This is a genomic window from Cyclonatronum proteinivorum (assembly GCF_003353065.1).
Taxonomy (GTDB): domain Bacteria; phylum Bacteroidota; class Rhodothermia; order Balneolales; family Cyclonatronaceae; genus Cyclonatronum; species Cyclonatronum proteinivorum.
Genome location: NZ_CP027806.1, coordinates 3200508 through 3217867, shown reverse-complemented (window position 1 = coordinate 3217867; position 17360 = coordinate 3200508). Strand labels below are relative to the sequence as shown.

The window sequence follows — 17360 nt, the reverse complement described above, 5'->3', positions numbered from 1 at the left end:
TAATCATGGTTACCCTATTTATATAATTGTACGAACCCGGGGCCATCACGGCTGAACCATCCCTATATACCAAAGGCACTTACCCGTATGCCCACCTTTATGCGCACCAGTATTCCCAATGCCAGACACCACAGGGCATAGGAGAGCGCACTTGCAAGGGCAGCCCCAACAATGCCGCCGGCAGGGATGAGGAGCAGGGCGAGCACGAAACTCAGGAGCACCGCGAGAGCCTTCACCCAGGCAATGTATTTCTCAAAGCCTGCCATCATCAGAATATCTGCGGAAGCACCAAAATAGGCCCCGATACTTTGTCCCGCTGCCAGGATAAGCAGGGGAACAAAAGCCGGGAGATAAGCTTCCCCATACACCAGCCCCAGCAGGAATTGTCCCAGCAGCCATAAACCCGCAATGATCAGCAGGGAGGCCAAAAAGACCAGTCGGGCGCTCTTTACCGCGAGAGCCTGCAGTTCGGGCAGCTTATTTTCGCTGATCAGTTTTGCCGACCGCGGCGCAAGGTAAAGCTTGATGCCGCTCAGGGCAAAAGCTGCAAACAGACTTGCCTGCAGGGCGACCTTGAAAATGCCTACATCTTCCGCTGAGAGCAGGGCACCGACCAGGAAGATGCCCATATTGACATGCAGCACACTCATGCCGTCAGAAACAGCAACCGGCACCGCGCTTTTAAACCACGCTTTGGGCGTGTATACCGCCTGTACAGTCCGTACTGCTGCAGGCAGCTCCCTAAAGAGGAAATACGCGCCAATCAGGTACGCAGAGAGCGCTGCTATGACGTAGAGCAGCATGGCATCTGCCGGCGTGAAAGCCCCGCCTGCCCCGCTCACCCAAACAATCCCCATCAGGAGCAGAAACAAAACCGACTTGATGATATAGTCGGGAAACAGCCCCTTAAATATATGTCCCAGCCCTTTCAGCGCAGCCGCCCGCAGTCCGGACAGGGCTACCGTCGGGATGAGCAGCAGCGACAGCAGATAGACGCCCGTTTGCCCTTCCGATACCTGCAGGGCTCCTGTAACATGCAGCAGCAGCAGCAACAGGGTCATAAGCATGGACAAAACGACGACCACGAAATTATAGCCGCGCAGCAGTCCCCTGAGCCTGCCCCAGGCTTGCTGCGTATGCCAGCGCGCGCTTTCGCGTATCATAAGGTCGGGAAGTCCGGCCTGTGCAAATACCGCGCAGGTCGTTGCTATGGCAAAAAAGTAGGCATAAATCCCAAATCCTTCAGGCTCCAGCGCCCGGGCCAATACCACGGAAATCAGCACACCTAATGCGGAGTAAACTGATTTCAGCACAATCACATACAGTCCTTTTTTCAATCTGTCTTGTCAGTCGTTTTAATGTTATTGCGACAATATCACAGGCGGATATTTTTGTCTGTACCGGCTACGGCCATTCCGCCCGAAGAGGGATGGTTGTTGCTTCTACTTCATACCCTAAATGTCGAACCTAAAGTGAAACCGGTCCTGCCTGATTCTTAAAAAGCGGCTTTTTTACCCTTCTGTTTCGGCAGGCTTAACCGGCATTATTCACCAGGAAGTTTTCTTGCTGCCAAGGCGTAGTTGGCAGGGAGATTTCGCTGCGCGGGAATCGCTTCGCTCGGTGAACTTCGTGGGAATCGCTACGCTCGGTACACTACGCGGGAATCGCTTCGCTCGGTGCACTTCGTGGGAATCGCTACACCCGGTACACTTCGCGGGAATCGCTTCGCCCGGTGCACAGCCTCTGCACCACACGCAAATTTGGGCTACCGGTGTTTTTCACTAAGCCAAACTTAAACTTACATGTAGCAAATAAAATCTGTTTAATTGTGAATAAGGTACATTATGGCCTTTCCGCACGGTCTCCTGTTGCCGGCTGACCGCTTACCACAAATTCACGCCAGTTTCTGCCTTTTCCTTCGGAGTAGAGTCCGTACCCGGTAAAAACCACCTTAACGGTTTTGAGGATGATGCCCAAATCATACCAGAACCCATAGCGGGCCGCGTATTCACAGTCGGCTTCAAGCCATAAAATCCAGTCCAGGTCGCGGCGCCCCCGGATTTGTGAAAGACCGGTTAATCCGGGCTTTACCTCAAAACGCGAAAGGTATTCCGCGCGAATGGCGGCAAGCTGCTCGGGGATGATGGGCCGCGGCCCGACCACTGACATGTCTCCCCGTACAATATTCCAAAGCTGCGGGAGCTCATCCAGAGAGGTTCTGCGTAAGAAGCGTCCGGCGCGGGTCACCCGGCTGTCTGCTTCACCGGACACTACGGCCTCGGCGAACTGATCAATTTCTTCCGGCTTACGGTTAACCATCGTCCTGAATTTAAGCACCTCAAAGGGGTTCTGTGCCCTGCCTATCCGCTGCTGACGAAACAGCACGGGGCCCGTACTATCCAGTTTGATCCACAGGGCGATACAGGCCATAAGGGGCGATACGATCAGCAAGACGGCACTTGCGGAGAGGAGGTCGAAGGTGCGTTTTAAACGGTCTTTCACCCTGTTAAGCTTTGGTGTCTGTTATCAGGCTTTCGAGCATGCTGCCCCGTTTGAGCAACGCGCAGTTGTGTTCCAGCAGCAGCAAACAGCCCTGACCTGTCGCAACCAGCGCGGCACCATCCGGAAAGCCCGCGATCACCTCGCCCGGTTTCCCGGACGCGGAGAGACCGTCCCAGACTTTGGAACGGGTGAGGACATATTTTTTGCCCCCCAAGCCAAAAAAGGCCCCGTGAAACGGCGGGCTCACGGCACGTACGAGGTCGTGAATGCGCTGCGCAGCATGCCGCCAGTCAATGTTGGCGTCGGCCGGTCCGCGCTTGGGCAAGACCAGATCCGGCAGACCCGAGGCCGGCAGATAGCGTTTCGCTTTAAGGTTTTCAAGGGCTTCTTCCAGCATCAGGGCATGCCCCAGGGCGATTTTGTAGTACAGGATCTGCGTGCTGTCTTCCGGTCCAATCGGAATGACCCGGCTCGCGAGCACTTCCCCCGTATCAACCCCGGAATCAATACGAAAGAGCTGACTTGTAATTTGGGCAAAGCCCAGCACAATACTCCATACGACCGGAGAGCGTCCGCGGCCAAACGGAAGCGCATGCGGGCTGCTATGCGAGCCGATTACGCCGTAGCGCGTACTTTCGATCAGCCGGTCCGGAATGAGGCGGTTCCAGCCCAGAGCTACGATGACGTCAAAGGCCGAGGATTCAAAAAAGGCCGTATCCCGCGCATCCGAGAGGTTAAAGGCATGAACCGCGTAGTACGGCAGCCCCAGCTTATGGGCTTCCGGTGCGTAGTCAGCATAGCCGGAAACCTTTGCGCGGGCCGCCGTGTCTGGGTCTATGCCGCAAACAACAATGTCATGTTTGCCGCTTGCACAGAGGTGCGCAAGGGTATTTACGGAAAAAGCCTGTGTGGAGAGAAAGCAGATTTTCATGCCCGGCTTGCTCCAACCTTACTTTTAAAGGCTGCGTCATGCGCTGCCCGGTTTTTCAGGTAGTTCCGGCAGACTTCCTTTTCGTGTGCAGCTGTTTGCTGAAGCGCCCCGATACAGGCCTCCACCCGCTGATCCAGATTGGTGAACCAGTCGGTGTGCACCGTATTCCAGAAATCCGGATGAATGAGAAACTGACACCGTACTTCCGTTTCTGCCGCCTGCTGCAGCGTTTTCTCCCGCCACTTCATGCCGCTGTCGGAATAGTAGGACAGGTCTTTGAACCTTGGATGTGTATAAACATCCACAATGCCGCTGCGCGCCAGCGCTTCAAAGTCGGGCGTCCGCAGGGTCGGCTGATGGGGTGACATGGTTGTAAGTGCAGCGTCCGGACCCAGAATATCCCGGAGTACGGCGCGGTCCCGCTCAATGCCTTCAATCAGTGACTGATGTTCCCCGTGATAAAACTGCGGCTCGTAGTGTAAGCTCACTTCATGCCCCATGTCAGCGATTTGCCGCAAAAGCTGCCGTTCTTCCGCTTGCATCAGGTTATAGTATTCGCTGTGTACCCGAATGTAGTAGGTCGCACAAATCCCCAAACGTTGCTCGAGTTCAGCCATACGAAGGGCTTTCCGGAGATCGCGTTCACAGTCGTGCCGGAGAATCAGTACGCTGCGGTTTTCGAGCGCACCGGCATCAGCCGATACAAAGGCTATGGCCGTGAGGATATGCTCAAAACGGGATAAGGCGGTTTTTAAGGCGGTTTCGTAGGCTTCGAACGTAAATTCCATCTGCTTCTAATCGGTATGTAGCTTGAGACCTTCGAGAATGGTCTGATTAACCTTGGTAACATCATATTTCTCACGGCATATACGCAGGCTTTCGGCTGCCATGCGATCAATGAGCTGCGGCTGCTGCAGGAACTGCTCCATTGCAGCGGCAAGGGCTTCGGATGACTTAACGGGCACCAGAAATCCGTTTACCTCCTGCTCCACGGTTTCGCGGCAGCCGGGTGTGTCGGTCGTAATAATGGCCCGCTTCATCGCCATCGCTTCCAGCACCGAGCGGGGCGTGCCTTCGCGGTAGGAAGGCAGCACATACACGGAACAGCTTTCGATGTACGGCCGCACATCCTTCACCCCGCCGGTGAAGTCAACCAGTCCTTCCGCTTTCCAGCTTTCAACCTCCCGTTCGGGCAGGGCGTGCGGCAGATTCAGGTCAAGAGGGCCGACAACCTGAAAGGCCGCTTCGGGATAGCGATGATGCAGCAGCCGGGCAGCGTGTACAAATTCGCGAATGCCTTTGTCTTCCAGCAGCCGGGAAATAACCAGAAAACGAACGGGTTCCTTTACCGGCCTCGTTTCGTAAAAACGATCCATGTTTACGCCTGAACCGTTCGTGCGCACAATTTTGGATGCTTCTTTGGCTCGGATAATATCTAAACTTTTAAACAGGGCTACATCATCCGGATTCTGAAAATAGATGGTCGTCGAGGCTTTCATGGCCTGACGGTAGAGCCACGCCCCTGCAATCCGCAGCAGCCGCTGTTTGAGGGTATTACCCGTAAACAGATACCCCATGCCCGTAATCATTGAAGCACGGACCGCTACACCGCAGGCCCGGGCCGCAAGCGCACCGTAGATGACCGGTTTTATGGAATAGCCATAGGTGATGTCTGGACCAAACTGCCTGATTTTTTGCTTCAGCTCGCGGTAACTGCGGTAATCCCGAAAAGGATCAGCACCGGTTCTGCTGAGGTGAATCAACTCCCAGCTAATGCCAAGTTCTTCCACTTCCGGCAGAAAATCGTAATCCGGTATCAGGGCATGAACCTGATGCCCGCGGGATGTCAGTTCCCGGATCAGGTCGCCGCGGTTTGCAATCAGCGAGCGGGCGTTGGCCGCTATAAAAAGGACTTTTTTCATCAGCTACGGCCTGAGAAAGCAGGCGTTAATAAGGCGCATACGAGGGATGAAACAATAGAGATTTTTGAAGATTTCAGTCATGCAGCAGCTTCCGGTATATGTCCTCAAAGGACCGCTGCATGTTTTGGATGCTGTATTGCTGCTCGACCCGCTGCCGCCCGTTATTGGAAAGGCGGCGGGCAAGCGCCGGTTCCCGGAACAGCCGCAGGGTATTTTGTGCCAAGGAGGCTGCAACGCTTTCATCAAAGGCAGCAAGCAAACCGGTCTCATTCGGCGTGATGATATTGCGGATGCCCGCCACCTGTGTAGCCGATACGGGAATACCGCAGGCCATGGCTTCTATCAGCACTATGCCGAAACCTTCATATTGTGACGAAAGCAGAAAGACATCAAAGGCGTTAAGGAAAGGCACAACATCCGCCTGATTTCCGGTGAAAACAACACGGTCCTGTAGCCCCAGGGAAGCGGCAAGCGCCTCCAGCGCCGGTCGACGGTCACCGTCACCAACGATCATAAACCTTGCGGAGGGTTCCTTTTCGGCAATTTTTTGAGCGGCCTGCAGCCAGACATCCATGCGCTTGGCAGGACTGTTGCGCAGGGAAGCAATGGTACCCGCTACGCGGGCTTCCGGGGGAATGCCGTATTGTGCCCGAATGCGCGCACCCGCCTCCGGATGCGGGGCAATACGTGCGGTATTGATGCTGTTGCAGATCACCTGCACCGGCACTTTGTTGCCATACCGCTGATGAATCCCGGCTTCCACATCCTCCGAAATGGCCGTCACGTACTGCTGCCATCCCCAGCTTATGCGGCTGATAAGCTGCATTGGCCGGCTGTAGGCTGCGGGAAGTGAGTGCTCGGTATACAGCACCGGCCTGCCGCTTACCCGCCCCAGTAGCCGTGCCATAAATCCGGAAACCGGCAAATGGGCATGAATGATATCGATATCACGCGTCCGGATGTATGCAAGTCCGCGTCTGAAGGCCCGGAAAAAATAGCGGGGATGGTCCAGTCCCAGGCAGGTCACCGTGCCGCCCAAATCCGCTAAATCCGGGCGAAGCAGGTCATTTTTATCATTCAGACTTGCAAAATGCAGCTCAACTTCGGACCGGTCCGCGACCCGCAGCCCTTCCCGAAGCAGAATTTCTGCTCCGCCATAGCTGAGGGTATTGATGATATGAAGAACCCGGATCGGTTTATGCGGCATGGCTAAAAGCGGAAGTCATTCCCCGGAAATTGCGGCGAAGGTATCTGAACATCAGGTAGTGCGCCGTTTTCTGAGCAATTTTTTCGCAAACCTGACCATATAAACCGCAGCGATAAGCAGGGGCGCTGCTTTTGCCCGGTGCCGGATAGCGGTACCCGCATTGGAAACCCCAAACGAAAAAAACACATAAAACACCAGCACGACAATCACTATGAAATACAAGGACTGATTGCGGGGTATGATTTTTCGGTTCACAAAAAGATATCCGAACAGGTAGAGGTACAGAAAGGCATCCAGAAAGCCTAAGAGGTGAATCAGCTCCGAAAAGTGATAGGGGAAGACAGGGGAAAGCACAAAAGCAACAACCCGCAGCGGCAACTTCCAGAGCTCACCGCCTTCTCCCTGATACCGCAACCATTCAGGATAAGCCGATTCACCGTAGCCCCCCTGTTGCTCCCGTTCTTCAAACTGCGTTGCCACATTGGTCAGATCCCCTTCAAAATTGCGCAGCCCGAGTCCGGTTGTGTTGAGGTAGAATAAAAACCCAAGGGTAACCAGCAGGATAAAGCTGTTTTTGATCCAGGCATGCTTTATCCCCTTCGTACGGTACAAAAATATGTACAGCACGATGGCAATAAAGAAGGAAACCACGCCGGAGTGAAAAATGATGGCGATCAGCGCGGCAAAGAAAGAAGTGGTGAGGTTTATGACAGAGCCGCGTTTGAGGTAGAGAACCGCATAATAGACGGCAAGCAGGAAAGCCAGGTTTACCGGCGTTTCCCGCAAAAACAGGGCTGAATGCAGAATAAGCTGCGGGAAGACCGCCGTAAAGGCGGCTGCCGACAAACCCGCCCCTTTCGAGCCGGTCACTTCCTTAACCAGCTTGTACACATAATAAACTACAAGCGTACCCAGTACCGACATAAACAGGCCCATCACAAACATAGACGGGCTCGTGATGCTGTACAAAACCGCCCCTACAGAAACGATGGCATTGGTCCCCCCGGTGAGGAAGAATTCGAGGGTAAGCATATCCATGTTTTCAAGTACTTCCAGCGCCATGCGGTTGAACCGCTGTGCATCGGCCCCGCCCTGTGGCAGGGTCACGTAAAAAACATTGATGAAACTGAATACAGCCCGTAGCGAAAAGGCTGTTATCAGAATGATCAGCAGGCTAAAGCTGCGATACCGGTTAGACATAAAAAATTATGATTGAAAAATTAGCCCCGAAGCCCTGCAAGCTGTTCGGAGAGCTTTTGCGTCTGCCCTTCCCATATATACCTGTGCCGGGATGCTGCAGCCCGCTGTCTGTAGGTTTCCTGAGCCTTCAAAAACTGCGTGATCGCCTGCTTTACCGCAGCAGTATCAGCACCGTCCGTATCAGCGGCTACCCCGGCCCCGCTTTCTTCCACTACTGACTTAAGAGGCGGATTATTCCCCGTAAGCACGGGGCACCCTCTGCCAATGGCCTGAAACAATCGGTTGGGGGAGCAGTACCAGGCATTGGGGTCACGCTGATCATAAAAAATGAGGCTGCCCGCGGCGTGATCAATATAGGTATAGACGTCTTCCTGCGGTATCCAGCCGGTATTGTATATCAGGTTCTCATCGTAAACCTCACCCGGCTTGCCTACCACAACGACCGGCAGATTCATCTCCATGCAGGCTTTTACGACGGTCGGGTAGTGCCGGTCAGCGCTCGCCCCGCCCTGCAGGATGAAATACGCCCGGCCCTTCAGCCAGTCGCTGAGCGTTTCCGGCAGCGCCTCAACAGGTTTTTCTATGGCACACCGGGAAGGATAATTCTCCAGGATGACGGCATGCGGCAGCGAAACCCCCAATTTTTCTTCTATATAGGACAGACGCCAGGCATTGGTTACCACAACCACATCCAGCTGCTGCAATACCTTCCGAGTGACCTCAATCCAGCGGCCCTGCAGCCGCGACGCAGGCGGCAGCTCGTGCAAATCCCAGATGACTTTCTTCACCCATCCGGCTTTCCGGAGCAGCAGCGCCCACTGCACATACGGCAGCAAAGCCGGATCATGGATCCAGAGCACATCCCGGCGGTCCGTAATATCGCGGACCATAAATTTCAGAAGGGTCTCCCCTGCTTTGAAGACAATGCCGCGACCGGGCCGGAACAGCGGACGAAAAGTGTCGCTGCAGCTGTGAAAGGCAGCACCGGAACCAAGCACTCCCTTGCGCCCTTTCGGATGGTCGCGCTCCACCGCAAGCACGCGGGTATCCCCCGACGGAGCCCCAATCGTTTCAACCTCTTTGATAAGCCGGTCATCGGTATCAAGGTTTTTGGTGATAATCACCATTTTAATCGTAGATGTACGCATGCAGCTTATCAGTGCCGTAGATAGGGATTATTATAAAAATGAGCGTTGAGTGACAGCAGAATATTCGTGCAGAGCAAATGATACCGCATGAACCAAAGCAATGGTGCCAAATAAAGGCCGAAAAGTAAGGTACCTAAGATGAGTATCCTGATGATTCGCATCCTTATTTGGTACTGACAGAAGCAGATGAGCATGAAGTCCGGGATGCGTGTTGGAGGCACTTCATACCCTCGTTTTGTGACGTTCAGACCTGCCCGCTAAACTACGAATATCAGCCAGGTAATAACAAAAGAACATCCGTTCGATTGGGAGCAGGACGGTTCAGGCGGATCCTACTTCCCAAAGCTGAAAAGTATGCCTTCTGCATACCGCCTCAGTACGCGCGGGACAGCTTTTCAAGCTGCCGGAAATCAAGCCATTTGGTGGCTTTGGCCAGCTCGCCGTAAGCCCGGGCAGGCGTTGCAGCTTCCGTCTTCGCGCCGGTTTCCCAGCTTCCGGATACCTGTAGTGTGCCTTCGGTGAAACGAAAGCATCGCTGCAGAGGCGGCGTAAGCCCGGGCGCTTCAGGCAGGTCAAGGTACAGACGAATCTCCTCCGCCCGCTGCTCCCATCTGAAATGCCCTGTCTGCCGCCGCCTGATGTTGCCTCCTTTATCCCAAAGCGCCGCGTCATCAGACACATCAAAAGGAGGCAATCCGTGTGCAGCAGCGGATTTGTACTGCTTACGGAGGGAGGGATGCGGGGTATATACATAGGTTCCGGGTTCCGGAACAAGGAGCTCGCCCTCAGCCCAGAGCTCGAAGGCAAGCGCATCATATTCCTGATGCACCATGGCCTCGGGGCTTTGCATAGGCAGCCGTACGAGCAGCCAAAGATCCCGCCCCCGTATCAGGATAAGTCCAAGCCCGCTGCACTTCACGCAGCTCAGGGCCGTACCGGTGCAGTCTTCGCTGATTTTCCATTCCTGCTGCGGGTAGAGCGGGAGCGGTTCCGCCGATGATTCTTCTACAGGAGAAACAGTTTCAAATCCGGCGTAGCACGCTTTTTGATCCGGAAGAAGAGCTTCGCTCTGCATAAGGGCGGCTATGATCGCAGCAGCAGGCCCCTGCCGGTATCCGAACAGCAGGGCTTCACTGACCGCAAGGGTTTCCGCCGGATCATTTTTGGCCTCAAGCCACTGTGTGTCCGACATAAAATCCTGCATCTGCGGTTTCAGCAGCACACCGGAGGTCGTCTCCCGGTCTAAGGCAACCAGCCGGGGATTCAGGTTGAAGAAGCGTCCGCTGTCGGTTTCTCCAAACGAAGGCAGGCAGCCATCGGGCCGCCTTAGCGTACGAAGAATCTCTGAGGCCCGGGCCAGTTTGGAAACCAGGCCGGTAAAGCGGGTGTCGGTGTGCACCATGCGGGGAGAAAGCGCCGCAAGCCCCCACACCACAATTTCCGTGGAAAGCCGGTGATAATTGACAGAACCTTCAAAATTGGACCCGTCTGCGTTAAACTGATAGCCGCAGTGTGTCAGCAGTCCTTCCAGCGCCCATTGCTGCCACTTCGGCGCAGCTGCATAGCCGTGCAGCGCCCGTGCAATAAAAGCCATCCCGGCATAGTCAGACAGCAGGTGATTGTTCCCGCGTCCTTTTTGCAGCAGCGGGAAGGCTTTGACCCACTTGCCGTGATCAACAAGGGAGCAGGCGATCACTTTCCGGACTGGCTCCGGGAGAAGCGTTCCGTCTTTTTCGATAAGCCACAGGCTAAGCACCATATTGGCTGCCCGAATGGCAACATCCATCGTAGAAACCCAGTTGACGCCGAATCCGGGTGGGTTGGCGGCAATAAAATCCAGCAGCTGATGTACCGCTTCCTGTCTGCTTTTCAGCTTGTCGGGGGCGTCCTGAAGCAGCATAGCCGGCAAATGCTGCAGCCGTGCCAGTTCCCAGGGCACTTTGATATCGTAGCCTTTTCCGCTTACAATCGGTATGGTCTTGGCATTTTGTGACGCGCGCCACCGGTAGCCGCTGCGGAAATCAAGCTGCCAGTCAATGGGCTCGTAGGTATCATCCGCAATCAGCTGCCGCACATAAGCAGCGCGTTTCCGGTTGCTTGGATTTACCTGCATTTCCGGCGAAGGAATATCCGCGGCGCTTTCATACTGAAAGTCTTCAAAACCCTGACAGGGCATACCGTACCGCTGTTGCTGCGTCCCGCTGCCCAAAATAGTGAACTGATGCTGTATAAGGGCCTGAGTATAGGCTTTCGGAACCGTCGATTCAGGCAATGTGACGTTCTGAAGGGGATTTTCTCCCAGCAGCGTTTCAGCGCTTCGGCCAGGCAGCACGGTGTAGCTGCAGCGCAGATGGCCTATGCGTTTGTGCTTCTCCCGCATCAGTACCCGAAGTAAGTCCGTCGGATGCGCAATGGCGCGCTTAATGTGACGCAGCAGCATATCCGGTATTTTGATGAAGTTCCCGCAGGCTTGCGGACCGCCAAAGCGAAGGCTCATCCGTACGGTCGAGCGTAATCGTATCGTAGGTTTCAGCCGCGCGCAGCAGGTAGGCCAGCTGCTCCGGATTTCCGAAAGCTTTCGGATGCGAGATCGTGACAATGGGCACGATGCCGGAACCGGCAGAGCGGACAGCTGCGGCCTTTGCCAGCATAAAATCGGTTTCCGCGCGGCTGAGCGAGCAAAAGTCAAACTGGGTAGCCTTGTTTTGGAGGACACCCAAAGCCATGTTCACCGCCCTTTGGACAGATCCTTTTTTTTGGGGCTGCCGCTCACCAACAAAGTCACCTATACAACCTTGAGGAGCCAAAACCGGATGGCGGCTCAGCTTTTTCAGGGCACGCAGCCGAAAAGGCAGAATCGCTGTAAAAATGGGTAGCTCGTACATTGCGCCTTCCGCTTCAGGACGGGTAACGGTGTCTGCAACAGGCCAGCCGCGCCACTGATCTGCCGGAGCCTCCGTGAAATCAAAAAAGGTTAGTTCACCGGCCGTGCGGCTGCCGGGTGCTACGGTCGTATCCAGAAAAATACCGGCCTGCCGGAGCGCACGCAGCACCGCTTCTTCCGGCTGAATACACCAGGCCCCGGCCCGAAACGACCGGCATGCGTAGCCTGCATCTGCTGTTTTGAGCAGACCATTGAGCCAGTCGGTTGCCTGCTGTACCATTTCGGCGAGGCGGGTGTAGCCGATTTTTTGATCAAGCCCGCCAATGCGCCAGTACGCCATGTTGAGCTGCCAGCCCTTTTCCGGACACCAGGCCGCATCCAGCCATTGCGGATGCAAATGCAGCTGCACATCATGACCCCGGCTGACAGCTTCCTGCAGCTGTTCGCGCACCTGAGCAACAGCAGCTATATTGGCGCTGCAGAACCCTTGTTCCAGGGCTTTTTCAAAGGCTATAAATTCAAGCACATCCACAAAAAACGTCATACGGGCTCCATGCCGCTCCGCAACCTTCATCATCTGCGCAGCCGGCGCGGTCACACAGCGCTCAATACAGCCGCTGCCGTTGCCGAATATCTCGTAATCTGTGGTGAGGTAGATTTTTTTCAAAAAAACAATCTTCTATACCGCCTTGGGCAGCATCAGCGGTTGCGGTTGACAGTGCGAAGCTGAGGCAATCGGTAACAGCATACCTGCATACCAGGCACAGGCTTTAACCGTCTGAGCACAGTCAGCCGAAGCAGACTGCAATGCACGCGCTCTAAGTAAGCGGAAGCGGTCTGCTTTTTTATGAAAGGACGATATCAAAAGTGAAATACGCAACAGGTTTGGGGTAGCTATGAATACGGCGAATTAAGGTTTAGCGGATGAAAAAGCGCGTTTAAAAGCAACCATCAGATGGGCGTACGAGTTTTCATAGCACCAGGGCCGGTACAGTTTGACGGGCTTACGCGGTGTAAGAAAGACTTCCCCTACAGGCCGCTCCTCCGGGTCACGATTACGCAGTGCGCTGATTTGTGCCGGGCTGAGATCAGCATATGGATGAAAGCCCACCAGGAAGATCATATCAGAGATATGGTTGAGCCATCGCTTAAAGCGGGGCAAACGATCCTTAACAACCGGAGGATACGGCAGCTGCGGAATGAGGGGCGTTTTGGGAAAAACGCTGTACATGCCCTGCGCTGCGGATTTCCGGTTGTTCAGATGCTCGCCTTTTTCCCAGGCGTAGCCGGCACGGTGCAAACGGTCGATGGAAACAATACCGGTTGCGTTCAGCCCCTGCGGCACAGGCTCAGCCATGTAGTAGCGTCCGCTGGCGCAAATGCGGTTCCTGACAGGATCATGGGTCGGGTCAACCAGCGGATTGCGGTAGTAGCTAATCCTGATTTGCACAATATCAGGCCGGTCGGCCCATATCGCACGGTGTTCAGCAAAAAAAGTATCGTCCAGCGGACCGACAACCTGCATATCATCCTGCACAAACATAATGTAGGAAAATCCCGCAGCCCGCGCATGCCTGAAGGCGCGCTGCATATTTGTCCACAGCCCGCCAACTTTTATATGCCCGCCAAGGGGATCTGCGCTCTGCCCGTCCCGCCAGTTATTAACATAAACCGGGATTTTGGAAGCATATTCATCCAATACTTCTTTGGTTTCCGGACCGCGGCTCCCGTCATCATAAATAGCGAGCGCGATACCCGGTGCATGTTTCTCTATTGATGTAAGACAGTTTCGGAGTAAAATGCCCATTTCATAGGACATTACCGCAATGTACAGCTGCGCTCTTGTCATTCAGTTTTTTTGTTTCAGGCTATCCAAAATCCATCGGGCTGCTTCATCCCACATCTGCACGGCCTGCTGTTTTACAGCATCAGCCCTTGGCAGTAATTGCTGCCGGTAGGCTTTGTTTGAATCGCTGTCGCTGATCCGTCTCAGGGCATCCCGGTTGAGGGTTTCATCGGCAAAGCTGCGCAGTACCAGCTCCGGACAGCCGTAAGCTTCGGCAAGGGCCTCATATTTGTGGCTCCAGGAAGTGCTCAGGCAGGGCACGCCCTGACTCAGTGCACCGATAACAGCATGGTACCGGCTTGAGACAACGGCATAGCTCTGCCCCAAAACGCCTTTCAGTACCCGCGGATCGCTGTGTGCTACAATATCCAGCGGCTGTGCCAGACCCGCATTGAGCTGTTCCGCAATGCGCCGGTCTCCCTCCCCTTCATGAATCAGAAAAAACGGTCTGCATGCCAGCGCCTGAGCTGCGGCTATGCTCTGCTGCAGAAATCCAAGATAATGCGCAGCTTCTGCGGGCGGGACTTTATCCAGCATGCGGCAGTTGGGCACAATACAAAAGCCGCCGGCATACGATGAATAGGCGGGATCATGAACGGCTTCTGCCAGGGCGGTAAAATCAGGATAGGGCCGGATTTTATCCGATTGCGGAAACAGTGCTCGCAAAGCAGCCTCAGAAACCGCGTCGCGGGGCATGATGAGCCCGGCCTGCTCAAACACCCTGAGACAGGCGCGCCGAACCTTTTCATCTTCAAAAGGTCCCAGCGCCTGTGGCAACAGCAGCAACTGCCCCCCTCTGCTGATTACCGCTTTCGCAGCTTTTCCAAGCCGCTTTGCCGGTAATATGCCCCATTTGTCGCTTAGCGCATAGCCGGAAATATCTGCTATCAGCGCAACTTTCCTGCGCGTATGCATTACATCCTTGCCTGAAAGCACAGACAAAAACACCCCCGGAATTTCGGCACGGAACTTCCACTTGGACAGGAAGGGTATCACCCCCATCCCCAGCGCACGAAATCGGGGCAGGTCAGCCGCCCGCCTGCGAAAGGGCATAGGAGCGCAAAATCCCGCGTCCGGGATACGCTTACCCAGCTGACGCACGGTTTCAATCAGCATCAGCTGAGCTCCTTTGTTCATAAAGTTAGCCCCTCTGATTTCTATGAGGAGTGGGGTTTGCACAGCTTTTATTGTTGCTCAGTCGTCTGCATACGTTAATACCTGAGCCGCTTGTTTTTTTTGGGAATAGGGAATCATGCCCCCGGGCTCAGGGTAACCGAGCGCTATCAGCATGATAATCCGCTCAGAATCTTTCAAATCAATAAGCTTGCGGATACGCGATTCGGCGGCCGGATCCTCGGCCCAGTTGATCGGGCAGCTTGCAAGTCCCAGCGTTGGGGCCGCCAGCATAAGCTGCATGGCAGCAAGGGAAGCATCAATATATATCAGGTTCTTATCCCGCTCATGTCCGTAGTTGGCATAGTCGCCCGCAACGACCAAAACCGCCGGCAGCTGATGAACATATCCTGTTGTGCCTGCCGCACAGGCCGCAACTGCAGCTGCGCGCTCGCGTGCACAGATAAACCGAAAGGGCTGTCGGTTACAGGCTGAAGGCGCCAAAAGGGCGGTTGATACAAGCTTTTGTACCGCTTCATCCGGAACACTGCGGGGCAGAAACCAGCGTACAGACCTTCGCTTTTCGCACAGCTGCTGAAAGTCTTCGAAAGAGACTTCCGCGTCACGAATCACCTCAAAGGCGTAGGGCGCACACTGCGGATTAAAAGAAAAGGTGCGGTGTCCGGCTTCGGTGCGGAGCACTGTCCGGTACAGGGCAAACGCCTGCGCCACGGGATCGCTGTGAGAGACTGCCTCAAAATAGGTATCAAGGACTTCCTGCGCCCAGAGCCTTTCAGCGGTTTCAAAGCCGGCAGCCGCATATTCCTTGTATTCCCGGACCGTCTGCTGAATGTAGGAAGCTGCAAACACTTCCCGCCGCCCTTTCATCGCAAGACCTTTTTCGAGGCGGTGAATATTTCGCCTCAGGTTTGCGCTTGAGTGCAGCCTGCCAATGGTTTCGGGCGTATTGAAAGTCGCCCGCCCTTTCAGTACAGCTTGCTGCTGTGCGGCAAAGGCGTTACTGAAAAAAGTGTAGTACAGCCTTGATCCGATCAGGCTGCGGCTGCACCATCTGATCAGGAAACGGTCAACGGTTTTGAACAAGGGTCTGAGCAGGCGTACTATCAATGGAATTATCCTTTACGGCTAAAAAACTGTGCCATAATCTGCAGCAGAAAAGCGCGGTCCTGCGGACGAAAGGCGAGCAAAACAGGGTATACCATGGCCATAAAAATCAGCAGTTCAGCGCCTGTCCTTAAAAGGTCCGCTTCAGGCAGAAAGTCATAGCTGCGAATAAAAACCAACAGGCCTGCAGCCGCCAGGCTAACACTTAAAACGGGCAAAATTGCTTTTATAAATCCGGAGGGCTGCACCGGCGTATCCCGAAACACGTACATCAGGGATGGATACAGGATGAGATAGGTTCCCGCCACATAGGCCCAGGCGACGCCTTCGGCGCCCCACCAGATACCAATGCAAAAAAAACAGGCCATCGCAAGGGCATGCCAGCTTCCCCATTTTGCATAACGGCCCGATTTCCCCAGGGCCAGCAGGGTCATCCCCCGCATGGTTGCTGCCGGCTGAATGATTGCAGCGAGGCACAGGATGGAAAATAAAACGGATGCCTTTTCCCAGCCCGGCCCCAGAAGCAGGGCAATCAGCACTTCACCGCTAACTGCAGCAAACATGAGGATCGGAACCGATAGCATGCCGATGACCCGCACCATGTTCAGGTAATAGGCCCTGAACTGATCAGGCTTATCCTGAAGACGGCTTAGAACAGGCAGCGCAACCGCGCTAACCGGCGCCCTGATGGCTGATACAGGGTACATCACCAGCGCATAGGCCTGCGAATAATGACCAAGGGCCTCCGCGCCGCTTATCCGCCCGATCAGCAGATTGTCCAGGTTCCGGTGGAAGTAGTTCGCAAAATTAAACAGCGTAACATTGGCCCCGAAACGGACAAAGCTGAGTGTGCCCGCTCCGCGACGGGGAAGCCCGATGCGGAGCGGGGCGTAGCGTATAACAACCAGCGAAGCCATCACCAGGCCTGCAAGCGTAGCCCAGACCAGCGCCCAGTATCCGAAACCGTAAAGCGCCAGGATTACAGCTACGATCAGCTTTAGTGCCATGCCACCGGCTTCCGCTGCTGCTTTGGGACCAAAACGAAGTGCCCGGGACAGGGCCGCCCTGTGCTGTACGGCAGCTGCATTGATGGTAAAACTAAGAGACAGTGCTAAAGTCACTGCGATCAGTTCGGGCCGCCCGTAGAACCATGCGATCAGCGGTGCAGAGGCCGCAACCAGCAGCGTGAGGAGGCCGCCGAGTAACAGATTGAGCCAGTACAGGTTTGACTGCTGTGCTTCCGTCAGCGTTTTACGCTGTATTGCGGCTGCTGAAAGTCCCGCATCTTTCAGGATTTCAGCAAAAACCGTAAACACGGCAACCATAGCAACAATACCGAAGTCCTCAGGCGTAAGCAGCCGCGCCAGAACAATGGTAAAGGTGAGGTGCAGGACAATCATGACGGCTTTTGACCCCATCATGATAACACCTCCCCGGGCAGCTTTATGCTTTAGCCCGGATTCCGGTTCCCCGTATGAAGCG

General features: G+C 54.8%; 14 protein-coding genes. All 14 read right to left on the bottom strand.

Annotated elements, in window-relative coordinates; all coding sequences use genetic code 11:
- Positions 1–62: 62 nt before the first annotated feature.
- Positions 63–1337 carry an oligosaccharide flippase family protein gene (locus tag CYPRO_RS12265; protein WP_114984889.1) on the bottom strand — a complete coding sequence of 425 codons (1275 nt, stop codon included), beginning with the start codon at positions 1335–1337 and terminating at the stop codon, positions 63–65.
- Between the two features lie 505 nt (positions 1338–1842).
- The gene (locus tag CYPRO_RS12260; protein ID WP_114984888.1) at positions 1843–2502 is read right to left on the bottom strand and encodes a sugar transferase; all 660 of its coding nucleotides are present in this window, start codon (positions 2500–2502) and stop codon (positions 1843–1845) included.
- 4 nt (positions 2503–2506) lie between these two features.
- A complete protein-coding gene (locus tag CYPRO_RS12255; RefSeq protein WP_114984887.1) occupies positions 2507–3433 on the bottom strand; it encodes a methionyl-tRNA formyltransferase in 927 nt (308 codons plus the stop codon).
- Positions 3430–4221 carry a polysaccharide deacetylase family protein gene (locus CYPRO_RS12250; RefSeq protein WP_114984886.1) on the bottom strand — a complete coding sequence of 264 codons (792 nt, stop codon included), beginning with the start codon at positions 4219–4221 and terminating at the stop codon, positions 3430–3432. The genes CYPRO_RS12255 and CYPRO_RS12250 overlap by 4 nt, the downstream gene beginning before the upstream one ends.
- A gap of 6 nt (positions 4222–4227) precedes the next feature.
- Complete coding sequence (locus CYPRO_RS12245; RefSeq protein ID WP_114984885.1) at positions 4228–5355, bottom strand: glycosyltransferase family 4 protein; 1128 nt, start codon at positions 5353–5355, stop codon at positions 4228–4230.
- Between the two features lie 73 nt (positions 5356–5428).
- Positions 5429–6562, bottom strand: a complete 1134-nt coding sequence (locus CYPRO_RS12240) for a glycosyltransferase (RefSeq protein ID WP_114984884.1) — start codon at positions 6560–6562, stop codon at positions 5429–5431.
- Positions 6563–6613: 51 nt separating this feature from the next.
- Entirely contained in the window at positions 6614–7762 is a 1149-nt protein-coding gene (locus CYPRO_RS12235) for a glycosyltransferase family 39 protein (RefSeq protein WP_114984883.1), read from the bottom strand.
- Between the two features lie 20 nt (positions 7763–7782).
- Entirely contained in the window at positions 7783–8910 is a 1128-nt protein-coding gene (locus CYPRO_RS12230) for a glycosyltransferase family protein (RefSeq protein ID WP_124245612.1), read from the bottom strand.
- A 373-nt stretch (positions 8911–9283) separates the two neighbouring features.
- Positions 9284–11407: a heparinase II/III family protein gene (locus tag CYPRO_RS12225; protein ID WP_114984881.1), complete on the bottom strand. Its 2124-nt coding sequence runs from the start codon at positions 11405–11407 to the stop codon at positions 9284–9286.
- A complete protein-coding gene (locus CYPRO_RS12220; RefSeq protein ID WP_114984880.1) occupies positions 11331–12461 on the bottom strand; it encodes a polysaccharide deacetylase family protein in 1131 nt (376 codons plus the stop codon). The genes CYPRO_RS12225 and CYPRO_RS12220 overlap by 77 nt, the downstream gene beginning before the upstream one ends.
- A 243-nt stretch (positions 12462–12704) precedes the next feature.
- Positions 12705–13643, bottom strand: a complete 939-nt coding sequence (locus CYPRO_RS12215; protein WP_114984879.1) for a hypothetical protein — start codon at positions 13641–13643, stop codon at positions 12705–12707.
- Positions 13644–14777, bottom strand: a complete 1134-nt coding sequence (locus CYPRO_RS12210) for a polysaccharide pyruvyl transferase family protein (RefSeq protein WP_114984878.1) — start codon at positions 14775–14777, stop codon at positions 13644–13646.
- A gap of 57 nt (positions 14778–14834) precedes the next feature.
- The gene (locus CYPRO_RS12205; protein WP_124245611.1) at positions 14835–15881 is read right to left on the bottom strand and encodes a nitroreductase family protein; all 1047 of its coding nucleotides are present in this window, start codon (positions 15879–15881) and stop codon (positions 14835–14837) included.
- Between the two features lie 5 nt (positions 15882–15886).
- Positions 15887–17299, bottom strand: coding sequence for a lipopolysaccharide biosynthesis protein (locus CYPRO_RS12200; RefSeq protein ID WP_114984876.1), 1413 nt, complete (start codon positions 17297–17299; stop codon positions 15887–15889).
- Positions 17300–17360: the final 61 nt, after the last annotated feature.

What these genes read in the sequence shown, in the direction of transcription:
- CYPRO_RS12255 (WP_114984887.1), bottom strand. Translation starts at nt 3,433, where the DNA reads ATGAAAATCTGCTTTCTCTCCACACAGGCTTTTTCCGTAAATACCCTT.
- CYPRO_RS12250 (WP_114984886.1), bottom strand. Translation starts at nt 4,221, where the DNA reads ATGGAATTTACGTTCGAAGCCTACGAAACCGCCTTAAAAACCGCCTTA.
- CYPRO_RS12245 (WP_114984885.1), bottom strand. Translation starts at nt 5,355, where the DNA reads ATGAAAAAAGTCCTTTTTATAGCGGCCAACGCCCGCTCGCTGATTGCA.
- CYPRO_RS12240 (WP_114984884.1), bottom strand. Translation starts at nt 6,562, where the DNA reads ATGCCGCATAAACCGATCCGGGTTCTTCATATCATCAATACCCTCAGC.
- CYPRO_RS12235 (WP_114984883.1), bottom strand. Translation starts at nt 7,762, where the DNA reads ATGTCTAACCGGTATCGCAGCTTTAGCCTGCTGATCATTCTGATAACA.
- CYPRO_RS12230 (WP_124245612.1), bottom strand. Translation starts at nt 8,910, where the DNA reads ATGCGTACATCTACGATTAAAATGGTGATTATCACCAAAAACCTTGAT.
- CYPRO_RS12225 (WP_114984881.1), bottom strand. Translation starts at nt 11,407, where the DNA reads ATGAGCCTTCGCTTTGGCGGTCCGCAAGCCTGCGGGAACTTCATCAAA.
- CYPRO_RS12215 (WP_114984879.1), bottom strand. Translation starts at nt 13,643, where the DNA reads ATGACAAGAGCGCAGCTGTACATTGCGGTAATGTCCTATGAAATGGGC.
- CYPRO_RS12210 (WP_114984878.1), bottom strand. Translation starts at nt 14,777, where the DNA reads ATGAACAAAGGAGCTCAGCTGATGCTGATTGAAACCGTGCGTCAGCTG.
- CYPRO_RS12200 (WP_114984876.1), bottom strand. Translation starts at nt 17,299, where the DNA reads ATGATGGGGTCAAAAGCCGTCATGATTGTCCTGCACCTCACCTTTACC.